The organism is Micromonospora rhizosphaerae (genome assembly GCF_900091465.1).
Taxonomy (GTDB): domain Bacteria; phylum Actinomycetota; class Actinomycetes; order Mycobacteriales; family Micromonosporaceae; genus Micromonospora; species Micromonospora rhizosphaerae.
In genome coordinates this window covers 2,364,217-2,380,966 of record NZ_FMHV01000002.1, presented here as the reverse complement: position 1 = coordinate 2,380,966, position 16,750 = coordinate 2,364,217, and the positions used below count along the sequence as shown (strand labels likewise).

General features: G+C 73.4%; 13 protein-coding genes and 1 pseudogene. 2 read left to right on the top strand and 12 right to left on the bottom strand.

All coding sequences use genetic code 11. The features are described from left to right. Positions 1-44: 44 nt before the first annotated feature. From GA0070624_RS11570 to GA0070624_RS11545, 6 genes are all read right to left on the bottom strand, one after another. Positions 45-3,545, bottom strand: a complete 3,501-nt coding sequence (locus GA0070624_RS11570; RefSeq protein ID WP_091340130.1) for an ABC transporter ATP-binding protein — start codon at positions 3,543-3,545, stop codon at positions 45-47. Between the two features lie 83 nt (positions 3,546-3,628). Then, positions 3,629-4,222 (bottom strand): TetR/AcrR family transcriptional regulator, encoded by a 594-nt coding sequence (locus tag GA0070624_RS11565; protein ID WP_091340127.1) that lies wholly within the window; start codon positions 4,220-4,222, stop codon positions 3,629-3,631. 89 nt (positions 4,223-4,311) lie between these two features. Beyond that, a complete protein-coding gene (locus GA0070624_RS11560; protein ID WP_091340123.1) occupies positions 4,312-6,462 on the bottom strand; it encodes a YhgE/Pip domain-containing protein in 2,151 nt (716 codons plus the stop codon). Then, positions 6,459-7,244, bottom strand: coding sequence for an ATP-binding cassette domain-containing protein (locus tag GA0070624_RS11555; RefSeq protein WP_091340120.1), 786 nt, complete (start codon positions 7,242-7,244; stop codon positions 6,459-6,461). The genes GA0070624_RS11560 and GA0070624_RS11555 overlap by 4 nt, the downstream gene beginning before the upstream one ends. A gap of 121 nt (positions 7,245-7,365) precedes the next feature. Beyond that, positions 7,366-8,205, bottom strand: a complete 840-nt coding sequence (locus tag GA0070624_RS11550; RefSeq protein WP_091340116.1) for a GNAT family N-acetyltransferase — start codon at positions 8,203-8,205, stop codon at positions 7,366-7,368. Positions 8,206-8,303: 98 nt separating this feature from the next. Then, positions 8,304-9,530, bottom strand: a complete 1,227-nt coding sequence (locus tag GA0070624_RS11545; RefSeq protein WP_091340113.1) for an MFS transporter — start codon at positions 9,528-9,530, stop codon at positions 8,304-8,306. 120 nt (positions 9,531-9,650) lie between these two features. On the opposite strand from GA0070624_RS11545, the gene GA0070624_RS11540 reads away from it, so the two are divergent. Beyond that, positions 9,651-10,226 (top strand): PadR family transcriptional regulator, encoded by a 576-nt coding sequence (locus GA0070624_RS11540; protein WP_091340110.1) that lies wholly within the window; start codon positions 9,651-9,653, stop codon positions 10,224-10,226. Positions 10,227-10,366: 140 nt separating this feature from the next. On the opposite strand, the gene ispG is transcribed toward GA0070624_RS11540, so the two are convergent. From ispG to GA0070624_RS11510, 6 genes and pseudogenes are all read right to left on the bottom strand, one after another. Next, positions 10,367-11,539: a flavodoxin-dependent (E)-4-hydroxy-3-methylbut-2-enyl-diphosphate synthase gene (gene ispG, locus GA0070624_RS11535; protein ID WP_091340107.1), complete on the bottom strand. Its 1,173-nt coding sequence runs from the start codon at positions 11,537-11,539 to the stop codon at positions 10,367-10,369. Positions 11,540-11,548: 9 nt separating this feature from the next. Continuing rightward, the gene (locus GA0070624_RS11530) at positions 11,549-12,796 is read right to left on the bottom strand and encodes a M50 family metallopeptidase (protein ID WP_091340103.1); all 1,248 of its coding nucleotides are present in this window, start codon (positions 12,794-12,796) and stop codon (positions 11,549-11,551) included. Further along, positions 12,796-14,016, bottom strand: coding sequence for a 1-deoxy-D-xylulose-5-phosphate reductoisomerase (gene dxr, locus GA0070624_RS11525; protein WP_091340100.1), 1,221 nt, complete (start codon positions 14,014-14,016; stop codon positions 12,796-12,798). Before dxr ends, GA0070624_RS11530 begins: the two co-directional genes overlap by 1 nt. Before the next feature lie 43 nt (positions 14,017-14,059). After that, entirely contained in the window at positions 14,060-14,704 is a 645-nt protein-coding gene (locus tag GA0070624_RS11520) for a Uma2 family endonuclease (RefSeq protein ID WP_091340096.1), read from the bottom strand. Between the two features lie 115 nt (positions 14,705-14,819). Beyond that, positions 14,820-15,353: a YcxB family protein gene (locus tag GA0070624_RS11515; protein WP_091340093.1), complete on the bottom strand. Its 534-nt coding sequence runs from the start codon at positions 15,351-15,353 to the stop codon at positions 14,820-14,822. A gap of 47 nt (positions 15,354-15,400) precedes the next feature. After that, positions 15,401-15,852 (bottom strand): annotated as a pseudogene (locus GA0070624_RS11510) (GNAT family N-acetyltransferase). A gap of 51 nt (positions 15,853-15,903) precedes the next feature. On the opposite strand from GA0070624_RS11510, the gene GA0070624_RS11505 reads away from it, so the two are divergent. Continuing rightward, entirely contained in the window at positions 15,904-16,728 is an 825-nt protein-coding gene (locus GA0070624_RS11505; RefSeq protein WP_091340091.1) for a YhjD/YihY/BrkB family envelope integrity protein, read from the top strand. Positions 16,729-16,750 lie beyond the last annotated feature (22 nt).

Below are 16,750 nucleotides of genomic sequence, written 5' to 3'. Positions count from 1 at the left end.
GGGGCTCACGGCGATCCGGTGATCTGCCGGCGCCCCGGCGGCACTCAGCCGGCCAGATGACCCCAGTCGTCCTCCAGCTCGCGCCAGCTGCCCTGCGCCGCCACCGCCCCGTCGACCAGGACCACCACGTGGTCGGCCCGGACCAGCGCGGCCCGCTTGGACGTCGATCCGACCACGGTCACCCCGTGCTCGCGCAGCGCCGCCCAGAGCGCCAGCTCGGTGGTGACGTCCAGCGCGGACGACACGTCGTCGGCGATCAGCAGCTCGGTACGCGGCGCGAGCGCCCGGGCCAGCGCGAGCCGCTGGAGCTGACCGCCGGAGAGCCGGGTGCCCTTGTGCCCGATCAGCAGCCCGAGCCCGCCGCCGGCGGCGGTCAGGTCGTGCTCCAGCTGGGCGGTCGAGACCGCATCGGCGGCGTCCACCTCGTGCCCGAGGGCGATGTTGTCGGCGACCGTCCCGGAGAGCACCCGGGGCAGCTGACCGACGTAGCCGACCTGGTTGGGGCGGAGGAACAGCTCCGGCTCGGTGACCGGCTCGCCGTTCCAGCGCAGCGTGCCGGTGTGGTGCACGATCCCGGCCAGGGCCCGCAGCAGCGAGGACTTGCCGGAGCCGACCGGCCCGACGACGAGCACCAGCCGTCCCCGTTCGACGGTCAGGTCGACGTCGCGGACGGCGAGGGTCCCGTCGGTGTGCAGGGCCCCGAAGCCGGCGAGGTCCAGCCGGCGCAGCGGGTGCCGCGGCGCGGGCTCGGGCGCGGGCGCGGTCCCGGCGGCCAGGTCCACCCCGGGCACCCCCGCCGAGTACGGTCCGATCCCCGCCATCGCCACCGTCCGCCGGGTCCAGACCCGCGCCGACGGGTAGTGCGACACCAGCGATGCCGTGGTCCACGCGAACCAGCGGGCCGCCCCCAGGGTGGAGACCGCCACCAGGGTGGCCCCGGCGGAGAGCCCGCCGGCCAGGTAGAGCGCCCACGCGCCGATCGGCAGCAGCCCGCTGACCACCGACGGGGTCGAACGCGCCCACACCTGCATGGCGATCTCCCGACGCTGCCGCTCGCTGCGGACGGTGTCCAGCGCCGCGAGATGGTCCAGCACCGGGCGGGTGGCGCCGGCGAGCTTCACCGTACGGGCGGCGGAGAGCGCGGAGACCAGCGCGGTGGCGAAGGCCGCCCGGGCCTTGACCGTGCCGCGGGCGGTGCGTTCCAGCCGCGGCGCGAACAGCGTCGCCGCCAGCCCGGAGACCAGCATCGTCCCGAGGAAGAAGAGCCCCGGCACGACACTGCCGGTCACCACGGTCATGGTGACCACGATGGCCAGGGAGATGAACTGGTCCATCAGGTTGTCGGCGAGCTGCACCACCCGCTCGGTGTCGCCGCCCTGGGCGACCACCTCGGCCGGGCTGTGCCCGCTGACCCGGCGCGGCCCGGTCTGCCCGTGCACCAGGCGCAGGCTGATCCGCAGCATCTGCCGGATCCACCACTGCGGGAACCACAGGTTGGTCAGGTAGGGCAGCGGCAGGACGACCAGCAGCGCGACGACGATGCCGAGCGCCGGCAGCCAGGGATCGCCGCCGCCCACCACGTCGGCCCAGAGCCACGGCAGCACCGAGCCGTCCAGGCCCAGCAGCGTCATCACGATGAACAAGGCCACGGCGACCAGGCCGTACCGTGGGTCGTTGGTGCCGAGCCGCAGGATCTCCCGCATGGTCCGGGTGGGCGGCGGCGCGGGCAGCGGCGGCGGGTCGGTCCTCGGTACGGGCACCGTGGCCGCGTGCACCTCGACCGACGGGGACGGCTCCGCCAGGTCCGCCCCGTGCCACGGATCGCCCGGCCCGTCCAGCAGCTCCACCCCACCCCGGCGGCTCCCGGCGCCGGCGTACGCGCTCGCGTGGCTGGTCGCCAGCAGCTCGGCGAAGCGTTCCGACTCGCGCAGCGGCCCGGCCTCCAGCACCGCGCCGTCGGCCATCACCACCACCTCGTCACAGCGCCGCACCGAGGAGAGCCGGTGCGCGATGACGATGCCGATGCGTCCTTCGAGCAGGCGTTCGGTGGCCTGGCGTACCCGGGTCTCGGTCGCCGGGTCCAGCCGGGCGGTGGCCTCGTCGAGGATCACCACGTGCGGGTCCCGCACCAGGATCCGGGCGAACGCCACCAGCTGTTCCTGCCCGGCGGAGAGCACGTGCCCGCCCTCGCCGAGCCGGGTTCGTACGCCGTCCGGCAGTTCGGCGATCCAGCCGGCCAGCCCCAGCTCCTCCAGCGCCCGGGTGGCGTCGTCGAGCAGGTCGGGGTCGAAGAGCGCGACGTTCTGGGCGAGCGTGCCGGCCAGGATCTCGGTCCGTTGCGGCACCACGGCGATCCACCGGCGCAGCGCCTCGACGTCCAGGTCGCACAGGTCGGTGTCGCCGAGGAAGACGGTGCCGCGGGGCACGTCCACGGCCCGGGTGAGCACCTTGGCCAGCGTGGACTTGCCCGATCCGGTCCGGCCCACCAGCGCGTACGACCGGCCGCGGGCGAAGGTGAGCCGGATGTCACGCAGGGCCGGGCCACGGTCGTCGCCGGCCGGGTAGCGGAAGGTGAGCCCCCGGACGGTCAGGTCGCCGTCGGCCGGGACCGCCCCGCCGGCCGGCTCCTGCCGCGCGTCCTGGAGCAGCTGCACGCGGGCCCAGGCGCCGAGCGCGTACTGCAGGTGCGGCACCCAGCGGGCGATGTGCTCGACGGTCGCACCGAAGGCGATGGCGAGCAGCCAGATCGCGGTCAGCCGGGCCCCGTCGATCCGGCCGCTGGCCAGCGCCCAGGCGCCGCCGAGCACCACGGCGGCGATGCCGATCCGGATGCCGCCGGCGGCGATCGCGGTGACCCGGGCCGACATCCGGAACACCCGGCCGCCCCGGGCGATCACCTCGGCGGCCCGCCGGGCGTAGAGGCGCAGCACGTACGGCCGGGCCAGGCTGGTCCGCACGTCGTCCTGGCCGTGCACCGCCTCCTCCATCACCGCGGCCAGGTCCGACCAGGCCTCCTCCTCGGCCATCCGGGCCGGGGCGATCCGGGCGGTGGGGCGGCGCAGCAACACGGCGAGCAGCGCGGTCAGCAGGATCATCCCCACGCCGGCCGGCCACCAGACGACCAGCGCGCTCGCGGTGGCCAGCAGGCAAACCGCCAGCCCCTGGACGAGCCGGACGCCGGTGTTCCGCATCTCGGCGGCGACCTGGTAGACGTCGTTGTCGATGCGGTCGAGCAGCTCGCCGACGGGGGTGGTCTCCAAGGTGGGCAGGTCCTGCCCGAGCGCCACCCGACACAACCGCCGGCGCACATCGGCGGACCAGTCCGCGGTGAGACGGGCCATCAGCAGCCCGACGGCGAGGTCGGTGAGCACGGCGGCGACCAGTGCCACGACCAGGGCGGCGAACCACCCGACCGACCGGTGCACCAGCACGGGCCCGGCCAGCGCGGAGGCGGCCGCCTGACCGCCCGCGCCGAGCACGATGAGCAGCACCACAACCGCCATTCGGCGGGGCGCGGTGGCCCAGAGATCACGGAGCAGGCGCATCGGACATCCCCCGGCAGTCGATGGCGGAAGTCCCAGCCTGCTCCGGACACCCCCGGTCACTCAACGCATTTACGCCGGGCCAGTCAGGTCTGGGCGACCCGGCGGACGATGCCGAGCAGCGCCGCCTGCACGTCCTCGATCGGCCGTTCCGGCTGGAACACCAGCCAGTCCACGGCCACCACCAGCCCGACGCCGAAGAGCGCCGAGCTCGCGGTGCGCACGTCCAGGTCGGCCGGGAGGTCCCCGCTGGCCACGCCGGCCCGGACCGTCTCCGCGATCACCTCGATCGCCTCGCCGCGCAGCAGCCGAAGGGTCTGCTGCCACTCCCGGTTGGTCCGCCACATCTCCGAGAGCAGCAGCTGGGCGAAGGCCCGGTAACGGCGGATGTACTCCAGCTCGGCGCGGACCAGGGCGGCGAGGGCCTCGCGCGGCGGCAGCCCGGCCACCGCCGCCCGGAAGTCGGCGGTGAGCAGGCCGATGCCGTGCCGCAGGAGCTCCTCGAAGAGCACCGTCTTGGACTCGAAGTTGTAGTAGACCGTGCCCTTGGCCACCCCGGCCCGGCCCGCGATGTCGTCGACGGTGGTGGCGGAGAAGCCCTGCTCGGCGATGAGTTCCACCGCCGCAACGAAGAGGCGCTGGCGGGTGTCCTCCCGCCGCCGCGACCGTCCGTCCGTCACTCGTCCTCCACGTCGACCCGTCCGGCGCGCGCCGGTGGGCCGGCCCGTGCCGGAGCCCGGTGCCACTGCCGTCCGGCCCATCAGCATCCTCACATGGCCAGTTCGGGGTGGAGTTTGGCCGGGGTGAGCCGGCGGGAGCGGCGCGCCGCGCCGATGGTCAGCGCCATCGCACCGGCCCCGAACGCGGCGAGCACCAGCGCCCCGGTGACCACCGGTCCGGCCGGCCCGCCGTTGATGGTGTGTCGGAGCCCGGCCACCACGTAGGTCATCGGCAGCCACGGGTGAATCGCCTGGAAGAAGCCCGGCGAGGTCTGCACGGGGTAGGTGCCGCCGGAGGAGGTGAGCTGAAGCATCAGCAGGGCCAGCGCGGCCAGCCGACCGGCCGGGCCGAGCTGCGCACCGAGCCATTGCATGATCGCGGTGAAGGCGAGCGAGGTCAGCGCCAGCAGCCCGAGGGTCGCCGGCTCGTGCCTCGGGTCCAGGCCGAGCACCAGGGTCACCACGGTGAAGAGCACCCCGGCCTGGGCCAGCCCGATCGCCGCGGCGGGCAGCCAGCCCGCGAGCGCCACGCGCCAGCCGGACGCGCCGGACATCACGTGCCGCCGGTTGACCGGCCGCAGCAGCATGTACGTGATCATCGCGCCGACCCAGAGGGCCAACCCCAGGAAGTACGGGGCGAAGCCCACCCCGTACGAGCCGGCCGGGTGGTGGGAGTTGCGGATCAGGCCGACCGGGTCGCCGAGGATCTCGGAGCGGCTGTCCGCGTCGCCGTACCCGGGCAGCTTCTTCTCCCCGGCGGCGAGCCCCTCGGCGAGGTCGCCGGCACCCCCCTCCAGCTTGGTCAGTCCGTCCGCGAGCCGGTCGCTGCCGCTGCTGAGTTGGGCGAGGCCGCCGTCGAGCCGGCGGGCACCGGTGGCCAGCCGGTACAGCCCGCCGCGAAGCTGGTCGGCGCCGCTGGCCGCATCGCCCAGGCCGTCGCGCAACCTGGCGCTGCCGTCCGCGAGGGTGGTGAGCCCGCTGGCGAGCTGGTCCACCCCGGCCCGGGCGGCGGCGACGTCGTCGGCGAGGTGTGGCGCGGCGGCGGCGATCTGCCGGGCGGTGGCGGCGATCTCGGTCATCCGGTTCCGCAGCGCGGTGAGGTCGGTCCGGTCGAGCGTGGCGACGACGGCCCTGGCGGCGGTGACGGCCTGGTCGGCGGCCCGCCGGGCGGCGACGACGCTGGGGTCGTCGGCCAGTTCGGGGTGCGCCTGGACCACCGCGTCCAGCCGGTCGCGGACCTGCTCCGCCTGGGTCACCGCCTCGTCCGCCTTCGCCGGCAGCGCGTCGATCCCGTCGGCGAGCGCCTGCGCCCCCGACGCGATGGCGGTGGCGGAGCGCTGGATCAGCTCCGCGTTGTCCCGCAGCACCGGTTCGATGCGGTCGGCGGCACCGTCCACCCTGGCGGCGACCGCCCGGGTGGCCGCGGCCGCCTGGGCGGTACCGTCCGCGAGCTGCGCCGCCCCGGTCTGCAGTTGGTCGAGCCCGGTGGCCAGCTTGTCCGCGCCTTGGGCCGACCTGTCCAGCCCGGCGGCGAGTTGCCCGGCGCCGCCTTCGGCGGTGTCCAGCCCGTCGGCGAGCTGCCCGGCGCCGTCGGAGGAGGCGCCGAGCCCGTCGGCGAGCTGCCCGGCGCCGTCGGCGGCCCGCCCCGTCTCGGCCTTGGCGTCGGTGAAGCCGATCAGCATCTTGTCGAAGTACGACGCGGCGGCGCTCTCCGCGGCGGCGGCCCGGATCTCGCTGAACGCGGAGCGGGCGAGCAGTCCGGAGAGGTAGTTGGTGGCGTCGTCGTTGACCACCTTCAGCTCTCCGCGGCGGGCCGGCTGGTCCGGGTCCGGACTGGCCGCCAGGCTCGCGGAGAAGTCCCGCGGGATGGCGAAGACCAGGTGGTAGCGACCGCTGCGCAGGCCGGCGGTCGCGTCCTCGGCGTTGGTCACCGTCCAACCGAACACCCGCCGGTCCAGCAGTTCGTCGGTGAGGTCCCGGCCGGCGTGCACCTCGGTGCCGTCGCTGGCCCGGGCCGGTCGGTCGGCGTTGACCAGGGCGACGGGGATCCGGTCCAGGTTCCCGTACGGATCCCAGAAGGCGTAGAGGTAGAGGGCGCCGTAGAGCAGCGGGATGACGGTGAGGACGGCGAGCGCGGCGCGGGGGAGCCGGCCCCGGGTCATCCGGCGCAGCTCGAAGCGGGCGAGACGGAAGACACTCATCGGGTCACCTCTGCTTGAGGGGTGTCGGGGGTGGACATCCGGTCGTCGTCGGTGGTCTCCGCGGCCGCCGACGGGGGCGCGGCCGGCGCGGGGATGGCGGGCAGGGCGAGGTCGGTGCGGGCGGGCAGCGTCGGATCGCCGATCCGGTGCACGATCGCCGTGCTGCCCGGCTCGACCGCGCGGGCGCTGGCGATGACCGCATACCCCTGGTCGGCGAGGCGGGCCAGGGCGGCCCAGACCGCGGCCCGCTCGGGGGCGTCCGACCCGGCGTCCACGTCGTCGGCGACGATCAGGTTCGGGCCGCTCAGGCTGGCCAGGACCAGTCCCAGCATCTGCCGCTGCAGGGGGGTGAGGTCACGGCCGCGCACGTCCGGGTCGAGGGGCATGTCGGTGAAGCCGGCCCCGGCGATGGCGGCGGCGAAGGCGTCCCGGCGGTACGCCCGGCGGGCCCGGACGGCGGCGACCGGCACCAGCTGACGGCGGCGGCGCGGCACCGGCCCGAGCAGCAGCAGCCGCTCCTGGATGTGCTCGGCCACGGTCAGCGCCGGGTCGGGCTCGTGCACGCCGGTGACCTGCCCGAGCGCGGCGGGCCCCCGGCGGCGCAGCTCCCCCTCGGTGTACGGGAAGCGGCCGGCCAGGGCGAGCAGGAGGGAGGTGCGGCCGCTGCCGGGCGGGCCGGTCACCGCGTGCAGCTGTCCCGCCTCGGCCGTCAGGTCGACGTCCCGGAAAACCCAGCCCTGGCGGGTACGCAGACCCAGCCCGCTGGCCTCGACGATCCTCATCGCCCCATCCCGACTTATTACACTGACCGGTCAGTACAAAAACATGGTCAGCATAGCGCCGTACGTCCGGTTCGGCGCAATTCAGCGGGACGTGATCCCCGCCATTGCCGGGCAGGACGGCTCAGAAGAGCACGGTGGCGAGCGTGCCGACCGGGCGGAAGCCGCAGCGCTCGTAGACCCGACGGGCCGGCAGATTGAAGTCGTTTACGTAGAGGCTGACCGTCGGGGCGACCCGCATCAGGGCGTCCCGCACCACCGCCGCCATCGCCGCCGTGGCAATCCCCCGGCCCCGCCACTCCGGCGCCACCCAGACCCCCTGCACCTGGGCCGTCCGGCGGGTCACCACGGCCAACTCGGCCTTGAAGATGACCTTGCCATCGACGAACTGGGCGTAGGCACGGCCGGAGCGGACCAGGTCGGCGACCCGCCGCCGGTAGCCGCGCCCGCCGTCATCGGCCAGCGGCGAGATCCCGACCTCCTCGGTGTACATCGCCACCGCGGCCGGGAAGAGCCGGTCGATCTCGCCGCTGCGCACCCGCCGCACCTCGGGGTCGGCCGCCACCGTCGGCAGCGCGTCCGTCGCCAGCAGCGGCTGGTTGGGGCGTACGTCCCGGGCGGGTCCCCAGTACGCGGAGAGGCGACCCCAGAGCCCGAGCACCGCGTCCGCCCGGCCGACGATCGACGAGCAGAGCCGCTCCTCGGTGCTGAGCTGGTCGGCGAAGGCGGCGACCGCCGGCTCGGAGGCGAGCACCGGGGTCAGGTTGCCACCCAGCCAGCAGATCGACTCCAGGTGGCGGCGGGGGCCGTAGCCGAGGATCCGCCCCTCGGCCCGCCACCAGGCCAGCCCCCGGGCGGCCACCCGCTCGGCCACCTGCGCGCCCGCGAACGGATCGAGGTCGAGCAGCCGCTCGACCGCGCGGCGCTCCGACTCACCCAGTTGCCGTACCGGCACCGTCAGCACGGTTACCAGCCTGCCAGATCGGCACCGTGACGCGCGGGCCGACCTGACGACGCTCGCGGATTCCTGCGCGGCGCGCACCAGGCGGGGCCGCCCCCGCGTCAGCCCACCGGGACCGGCGGGGCCGCGGGCTCGACCGGGCGGGTCCGCGCCGCCCAGCGCACCACCGGCGGCACCAGCGCGCCGAGCAGCAGGAACAGCCCGCCCAGCAGCAACCAGCCGGGCACCCCCCAGCCGATCGCCAGGCTGGTGACCACCATCGGCGCGATCATCCCGCCGAGCTGCATGCCCATCCCGTACGCACCCTGGTACTGCCCCTGAGCGTGCGCCGGGGCGAGGCCGAAGGAGATCCCCCACCCCGCCGCCGCGTGCCACAGCTCGCCGACCACGTGCACGAACGCCCCGGCCAGCAGCAGCGCGACGGCGGCGGGGGTCGGTACGCCCCCACTCGCAGCGAAGAGCACGCAGGCGACCGCGATGACCACGCCGGCCCGCCGGGCCGCCCGCCCCGCTCCGGTCAGCTCCTCGGTGCCGCGCGCGGCACGGACCTGGAAGAGCACCACCATCACGGTGTTGACCAGCATGCAGGCCGAGATGAGCCAGTGCGGGGCGGAAGTGCTGTCGGCGATCCAGAGCGGCACGGCGATGTTGAGCAGCCCGAAGTGCATCGACATCAGCCCGTCGAGCACGGTGAAGGCCAGGAACGGGCGATCCCGCAGCGCGACCAGGCGCGGGCCGTGCGCGGGGGCCGGAACGGGCGGCACCGGCGCCAGCCGGAGCAGGATCGCCGCCGCGGCGAAGTAGGTCAGGCAGTCGAGCAGGATCAACGCGACGTACGCGGTCCGGGTGTCCGCCGCGATGCCGACGCCGGCGACCACGGCACCGACCGAGATCCCGACGTTGGTGACGGCGCGCAGGTAGGCGCGGGTGCGGACGCGCTGGTCGGCCGGGACCGCCCCGGCGATCAGGGCGCCCCGGGCACCCCGGCCGGCCGCGTCGGCGACCGCCATCAGCACGCCGACGAGGAGAAACGTCGGAAACGACCGGACGGCCACCAGGGCGGCGGTGAAGACGCCGGAGGCGAGCAGCGCGGTGAGCTGGATGCCGCGCGGGCCGTGCCGGTCGGCGAGGTAGCCCATCGGGGTGCTGGCGACCAGGCTGACCAGGGCGGTCACGGTGAGGCCGAGGCCGACCTGGGCCACCGACAGGCCGACCGAGCGGGTCAGGAAGAGCGCGCTGACGGTCAGCCAGGTGCCGCGGCCGACGGTGTTCACCAGGGTGGAAAGGGCGAGGGTCCGGGCCGGGCCCGGGTCGGGAAGCAGGCGCACGCCGAGGAGCGTAACAAGACGTACGTACGGTTTGGTGCTCACCTCCGAAACGAGTTGTCTCCGATGCATTGCCGATATATCGTCGATGCATCAGCGACCGAACGACAGAAGGAGCTTCCAATGGGTTTCCACCGACGGATGCATGCCATGCACGAGGCCCGGATGCGGGGTTTCGGCTTCCCGCCCTTCCCTCCCGGTCCGCCGTTCCCACCCGGCCACGGCGGCCGGGGTGGCCGGGGCGGTCGGGGCCGGGGGCGGCGCCCCAACGTGCGGGGCGCGGTGCTGGCCCTGCTCACCGAGCGACCGATGCACGGCTACGAGATGATCCAGGAGATCGACTCCCGCACCGGCGGGGCGTGGCGGCCCAGCCCCGGGTCGATCTACCCCACCCTGCAACTGCTCGAGGACGAGGGCGTCATCGCCGCCACCGACGGGTCGGGAGGCGGGCGGAAGCGGTTCACCCTCACCGAGGAGGGGCGTGCCGAGGCCACCGAGGCGGCACAGACGCCGCCCTGGGGTGAGTTCGCCGAGCACACCATCAGCAGTTGGCACGACATCCGGGACGCCGGCGCGCAGGCGATGAACGCGCTGCGGCAGGTGATGATGACCGGCACCGACGACCAGCGGGAACGCGCCGCCCAGGTGCTCGATGAGACGCGCCGCAAGCTCTACGCCATCCTCGCCGAATCCGACTGACCACCCGCGCCCAACCCCGAGACACCGAACGCCCTCATACCGAGAAAGAGTGGCTATTCCGCGCGGAATAGCCACTCTCTCCGTGAATTAGCGCCCTCAGGGCGGACGTGGGGCGCACGCCGCCCGGGGGGGTCGGGGGGTCAGTGGATGGTGACTCGGGGGCCGGGGACCAGGTCGCGGAGCTCCTCGGGGATTTCCGCGCCCATCTCGTCGGCGATCCGGAGCGCCTCCTCGATCAGCGTCTCGACGATCTGCCCCTCCGGCACGGTCTTGACGACCTGGCCCTTGACGAAGATCTGGCCCTTGCCGTTGCCGGAGGCCACACCGAGGTCGGCCTCGCGGGCCTCGCCCGGGCCGTTCACCACGCAGCCCATCACGGCCACCCGCAGCGGCACCGGCAGCCCCTCCAGGCCGGCGGTGACCTCCTCGGCCAGCTTGTAGACGTCGACCTGGGCCCGGCCGCAGGACGGGCAGGAGACGATCTCCAGACCGCGTTCGCGCAGGCCGAGCGACTCCAGGATGGCGGTGCCGACCTTGATCTCCTCCACCGGCGGGGCGGAGAGCGAGACCCGGATGGTGTCGCCGATCCCCTCGGCCAGCAGCGCGCCGAAGGCGACCGCCGACTTGATCGTGCCCTGGAAGGCCGGGCCGGCCTCGGTCACGCCCAGGTGCAGCGGGTAGTCGCACTTCTCGGCGAGCTGCCGGTACGCCCGGATCATCACCACCGGGTCGTTGTGCTTCACCGAGATCTTGATGTCCCGGAAGCCGTGCTCCTCGAAGAGCGAGCACTCCCAGAGCGCCGACTCGACCAGCGCCTCGGCGGTGGCCTTGCCGTACTTGGCGAGCAGCCGCTTGTCCAGCGAGCCCGCGTTGACGCCGATCCGGATCGGCACCCCGGCGTCGCCGGCCGCCTTGGCGATCTCCTTGACCTTGTCGTCGAACTGCCGGATGTTGCCGGGGTTGACCCGGACGGCGGCGCAGCCGGCGTCGATCGCGGCGAAGACGTACTTCGGCTGGAAGTGGATGTCGGCGATCACCGGGATCTGCGACTTCCTCGCGATCGCCGGCAGCGCCTCGACGTCGTCCTGGGAAGGGACCGCGACCCGGACGATCTGGCAGCCGGCGGCGGTCAGCTCCGCGATCTGCTGGAGCGTGGCGTTGACGTCGGCGGTCAGGGTGGTGGTCATCGACTGCACCGAGACCGGCGCGCCCCCACCGACCGGCACCGAGCCGACCATGATCTGGCGGCTGGCCCGGCGCGGGGCGAGCGGCGGCGGCGGTACGGGGGGCATACCGAGACTGACAGCGGTCACTTCAGGCACTCACCTTGAGAAGAGCGTGATCGGGTTGACGACGTCCGCGGTGACGGTCAGCAGCGTGAACGCGCCACCGATCAGGATCACCGCGTACGTGATGGGCATGAGCTTGAGGTAGTCGACGCGGCCCGGGTCCGGGCGGCCCAGCCGGGCGTAGACCCAGGAGCGGGCCCGCTCGAACCAGGCGATGGCGATGTGGCCGCCGTCCAGCGGCAGCAGGGGCAGCAGGTTGAACACGCCGATGAAGAAGTTCAACGAGACGAAGAGCATGAAGAACAGGAACCAGGCGTCGTTCGCCACGGCCTCACCGCCGAGCCGGCTGGCGCCGACGACGCTGATCGGGGTGTCCACGTCCCGCTCGCCGCCGGTGACCGCGGTCCACAGGGCGGGGACCTTCTGCGGGATCCGCTGCATGGCGTGCACCGTCTGCACCGCCATGTTGCCGGTGAAGTCGGCGGTCGCGCCGAACGCGGCGACCGGGCCGTACGTCACCCGGGTGGGCGTGCTGGGCTGGAGCGCGACGCCGAGCGCGGAGACCGCCGAGGCGGCGCCCTTCGGGTCGTCGAGCGGCGGGCGCTGCACGGCGGCGAGGTCGACGGTGGCCTTCGCCGGGGTGCCGTCGCGCACGTAGTCGACGGTGGCCGAGCCGGGCTTGGCGGCGCGTACCACGTCGAGCATGTCGCCCCAGGTGGCGACGGGCGTGCCGTTGATCGCGGTGATCCGGTCGCCATCCTTGAGCTGGGCCTTGGCCGCCGGGCTGGCCGGGTCGCCGGCCTGGCAGGCGCGGTTGGCGTTCTCCACCACCACGCAGGGGGCAAGGGCGACGACCGCCGGCTCGGCGCGAAATTCCTTCTCGGTGCTCGGGAAGTTCGGATTGGGCAGGCCGGCGGAGACCGCGATGATCCAGAGCGCGCCCAGGGCGAGGGCGAAATGGGTGATCGAGCCGGCGGACATCACGATCGTCCGCTTCCAGACCGGGTACCGCCACATGGCACGTGGCTCGTCGGCCGGGTCGACGTCGTCGTCCTGCGGGGTCATCCCGACGATCTTGCAGAAGCCGCCGAGCGGGATGCCCTTGACGCCGTACTCGGTCTCACCCCGCTTGAACGACCAGAGGGTCGGGCCGAAGCCGACGAAGTAGCGGGTGACCTTCATCCCGAACGCCTTGGCGGTGAGCATGTGCCCCGCCTCGTGCAGGCTCACGGAGATCAGGATGAACACGGCAAAGAGCGCCACCCCGAGCAGGTTTGCCATCAGGCTCCTTCCACCGACCCGACGATGATCTCCTGGGCGTGCGCCCGTGCCCACGACTCGGCGGCGAGCACGTCCTCGACGGTACCTGGTTCGTCGAAATCGGGAGCGTCCTCCAGCACCCGCTGGAGGGTGTCGACGATGCCGAGGAAGGGCAGCCGCCCGGCGACGAAGGCGGCGACGCACTCCTCGTTCGCCGCGTTGTAGATCGCTGGGCGGCAGCGCCCCGCCTCCCCGGCCGCCTTGGCCAGCGCGACCGCCGGGAACGCGGCGTCGTCCAGCGGAAAGAATTCCCAGGTGTGGCTCTTCGTCCAGTCGACCGCGGCGGCGGCGTCCCCAACCCGGTCCGGCCAACCGAGGCCCAGCGCGATGGGCAGCCGCATGTCCGGCGGGCTGGCCTGGGCCAACGTCGAGCCGTCGGTGAATTCGACCATCGAGTGGATCACCGACTGCGGGTGCACCATCACCTCGATGTCGGCGTAGGGCACGTCGAACAGCTCGTGCGCCTCGATCACCTCCAGGGCCTTGTTGACCATCGTGGCCGAGTTGATCGTGACCACCGGACCCATGTTCCAGGTCGGGTGGGCGAGCGCCTGCTCGGGCGTGACCTCGGTCAGCTCGTCCCGCCGCCGGCCGCGGAACGGGCCGCCGCTGGCGGTGACGACCAGCCGGCGCACCTCGCCCCGGGTGCCGCCGCGCAGGCACTGCGCGAGCGCCGAGTGCTCAGAATCAACCGGAACGATCTGGCTGCGACCCGGATGCCGCGCCAGCGCGGCCTTGACCAGGGGGCCGCCGGCGACGAGGGACTCCTTGTTGGCCAGGGCGAGCGTACGACCGGCGCGCAGCGCGGCCAGCGTGGGCGCCAGCCCCAGCGAGCCGACCACCCCGTTGAGCACCACGTCGCAGGGCCACCCGGCCAGCTCGGTCATCGCGTCCGGCCCGGCCACGATCTTGGGAAGCTTGAAGTCCCCGGTGGCCCAGCCGCGCCGGCTCGCCTCGGCGTAGAAGGCGAGCTGGAGGTCCTGCGCGGCGGACGCCCTGGCCACCCCGACCGCCTCGACGCCGAGCTCGAGGGCCTGGGCGGCGAGCAGCTCGACGTTGCCGCCACCGGCGCCGAGGGCGACCACCTGGAACCGGTCCGGGTTGCGGCGGACGATGTCAATGGCCTGGGTACCGATCGAGCCGGTGGAACCGAGCAGGACGAGGTCGCGGGGAGATGTCACCCGGCCATTCTTCCCCAGTCGTCCTGGACGCCCCTTGGGAGCCTCACTCCCCGGTGTCCGGCTCCTCCGTCGGAGCCTCCTCGTCGAGCAGCTCGGCGGGGTCGACGGAGAACTCGAAGGGCTGCCTCATGACGAAGGTGGTGCCCGCGGCGGCGGCGGCCAGCGGGCGGTACTCCCCCTCGACCAGCTCGTAGAGGGCCATCGCGGGGACCCGATTGCGCAGGTCGACCCGGAGAAAGAACGGGACGGCGGCCGCAGCGTACTCGCGGGGGCGGTCGATCACGTCCTTGCGCCGGTTGCCCGGCGACACGATCTCACCGAGCAGCACGGCCTGTTCGATGTCGATGGCGGACCGACCCCCACCGGAGGACCGCAGCACGGCGATGTCCGGGATGAAGAGATCCTTGCCGGAGACCAGGTTGATCTCCGGGTAGACCCAGAGCCCGGCTCGACGGGCCGCCCTGTGCAGGAGATAGGGCAGCTCCCGCTCGACCGACTGATGGTCAATACCCGCGTGTGGTGTCACGATCACGCTTCCGCTCAGGACCTCGACCTTGGGGCCGTTGGTCTCCGGCAACAGATCGAGAGCGAGCTGCGCGGTCCACGGCTCGTCGTGCCACCGCAGCACGTCGAACGACGGCTCCCCGTGCTGCGGCGTGGGCTCGGGCGTGAAAGCTGCCTGGGCCACCTCGGCTCACCTCCCTCAGCGGGACATCGTGCTACCGACCACCCTAGTCCCGCCGCCCCGAGGCGGACCGGATCGCACACCGGGTGCGCCGCCAGAGCGGTAGGCGAACAAACGCCTACCGGTCGGAGCCGGCCTCGGATGAGCCCTGATCGTTCGGTGCGACCAAGGCCGATCGGCCACCGAGCAGGCCGCGCTTCTGGATGAAGCTCATCAGCTCGTCGCGTTGCTCAGTCGACAGGCCCACCAGCGGCACGGCCATCATGTGACCCGCGCCAAGCCGGAGGAGCAACTGGTCCGGTAGCCGCTCGACGCTCGTCACGGCCGTCCACCGGATCAGGCTCTCGGCCCGCTCGGTGGCGCAGCGCAGCCCCTCCTCGCTGATCTCCCAGCTGCTGGGGAGCCCGCCGAACCGCCAGGCATCCGTCACCACCCGGTGGAGCATCAGGGCGGGCGAAAAGAAGATGAACAGGACTCCGGCGCCGGCGAGGATCGGCGCGACGAACGCCGGGTCCGGGACCAGCGCGACGACAGCGAGCAGGCAGAGAACGACACCGGTGCCCCGGTACGGGCGAAATGGCCCGCGAAGGAGCCGGCGGTACGCGGCGTTGAGGCGGACGCGGTCCGGGGCGGCGTCGAAGCGGATCAACACGAGCAGACAATACGGGCGGACCCGGTTTGTTGATCTCCCCCGAACGGTCAGCCCGTGGCGCAGAGGACGAAGGCCTCCAGTTCCTCACCGCCGTACCAGTCGGTGCGGGTGCCGACGTGCGTCATGCCCAGCCGGCGGGCCACCGCCATCGAGGCGTCGTTGCCCGCCATCACCACCGCGAACACCTGATTCGTGCCGGTGGCGAACTCCCGCTCGACGACCGCCCGGGCCGCCTCGGTGGCGTAGCCGTGCCCCCAGGAGTCCGGGTGCAGGTGCCAGCCGACCTCGATGTCGTCGGTGGGCGTGACGCCGTCCGCGTACAGTCCCGCCAGGCCTGCAGTCGTTCCTTCGCCTGCGCCGGATCGGTGAGCAGCCCCGATCCCCCGCCCAGCCAGCGCATCACCTCGGCGCGCGAGTAGATGTCGAAGATCCGGGCCAGGTCGGCCGATTCCCCGGTCCACTCACGCACCACTAGGCGGTCGGTCGAGACGATCGTCATGCCGCCGGATGGTAATGCGTGCCGAGTCGGCCCGCGGCGAAGGAGATCGCGATGGGGAGGCGATGGCAGGGGGTCCGGCGGATCGTCAGCGCGGCGTTCCGCCCGGTACGCGGCCGGGGCCTCTCGCTGCACGCCGCCGCGATCACTCTCTACGGGGCGATCGCCGTGGTGCCGGTGGCGCTGCTGGCCATCTGGCTGACCGGGCTGATCGCCGGGGACGACCGGGTCCACCGGCTCACGTCGTACGCGATCACCACGCTGCCCACCGACATCGGCGCGCACCGGGCGGTGGCCGCGCTGGTCGAGGCCGGTCTGGGGTTGACCCCGCTGGCGGCGCTGGCCTCGCTGCTGCCGGCGTCGCTGTACGGCGCGCCGGGCCTTCGTCTCGGTAGCCACCCCGCCCGGCCAGGCCGAGGCCCTGGTCGGCTGGCGGGGTCGGTGCTGCTGCTCCCGCTGCTCGCCCCCGCCCCGGCCCTGCTGCTGTCGATCCTGATGGCGCTGCCGCTCACCACCCACCTGGTCCGCCGGGGCGGCTGGGTCGGCGCGCTCGGAGTGGTGCTGTCGTTCCTCGGGACGTGGCTGGCCCTCACCCCGGTGGTGATGTGGATCTTCCGGGTGGTCGTGCCCGCCTCGCCGGACTGGCTGTCGACGCTCGGGGTGGGCTCGTTCACCGCGGCGAACCTCTCCGGCTTCCTGCACGGGTTCGTGCTGTTCTGCTCCCTCCCGCTCGACCTGGGTGTGCCGTTCGGCGGCTTCGACGAGATCGGCGGCGGGGTGGCGGTGCTGCTTTGGCTCTATCTGTTCCACGTGATCGCGCTGGCCGGGTACTCGGCAACGTTGGTGTTGAGCCGCTGGCGGGCCGTCCGGGCCCGATGACCTCCCGCCGGAGCCGTCGCGG

Bases quoted from the DNA above. Each gene is read 5' to 3' on its own strand.
- GA0070624_RS11560 (WP_091340123.1), bottom strand. From the start codon at position 6,462: ATGAGTGTCTTCCGTCTCGCCCGCTTCGAGCTGCGCCGGATGACCCGG.
- GA0070624_RS11530 (WP_091340103.1), bottom strand. From the start codon at position 12,796: ATGGCAAACCTGCTCGGGGTGGCGCTCTTTGCCGTGTTCATCCTGATC.
- GA0070624_RS11570 (WP_091340130.1), bottom strand. From the start codon at position 3,545: ATGCGCCTGCTCCGTGATCTCTGGGCCACCGCGCCCCGCCGAATGGCG.
- GA0070624_RS11555 (WP_091340120.1), bottom strand. From the start codon at position 7,244: ATGAGGATCGTCGAGGCCAGCGGGCTGGGTCTGCGTACCCGCCAGGGC.
- GA0070624_RS11505 (WP_091340091.1), top strand. From the start codon at position 15,904: ATGGGGAGGCGATGGCAGGGGGTCCGGCGGATCGTCAGCGCGGCGTTC.
- GA0070624_RS11540 (WP_091340110.1), top strand. From the start codon at position 9,651: ATGGGTTTCCACCGACGGATGCATGCCATGCACGAGGCCCGGATGCGG.